Source organism: Vibrio sp. 1580 (assembly GCF_033340055.1).
Window position 1 is genome coordinate 1 of record NZ_JAWOVT010000697.1, and the last position, 524, is coordinate 524.

A 524-nucleotide genomic window follows, 5' to 3' on the forward strand; every position below is an offset into this window, starting at 1 on the left:
CCACGATCCGAATCAACCATCGCAAGTTCAGGCTGAGTTTGGTAAACCGCCTGAATTGCCGCTTCAATCTCTTCTTTTTGTGCTGCTGGTAGTGACTCGATTTTCGAGTAAACATCACCAAGACCATTATTTACATCAACGCCAAGCTCTTCGAATAACTTACCGTATTTAGCAAAAACGTCTTTGTAGTACACTTTTACAGCTTGACCGAAGATAACCGGGTCAGAAACCTTCATCATCGTCGCTTTCATGTGTAGAGAAAGCAGTACGTCTTGCTCTTTTGCATCTGCAATTTCTTTTTCGAAGAACTCAACCAATGCTTTTTTCTTCAGTACAGAGCTATCAATAACTTCTTTGTCTAACAGTGGGAAAGCAGATTTTAGCTCTTTTACAGAGCCATCTTCGCCAACAAACTCGATTTTTACTTCTGTTGCGCCAGAAATGGTTGTTGATTTCTCGCTACCAAAGAAATCGTCACCCGCCATGCTTGATACATGAGATTTAGAATCTGATGACCATGCGCC

Annotated in this window: 1 protein-coding gene; it reads right to left on the reverse strand. The window is 41.8% G+C overall.

Annotation, left to right across the window (positions count from 1 at the left end):
- On the reverse strand, positions 1 to 524 hold a 524-nt coding region (locus tag R7093_RS27910; RefSeq protein WP_318147368.1), incomplete at both ends, for an NADP-dependent isocitrate dehydrogenase.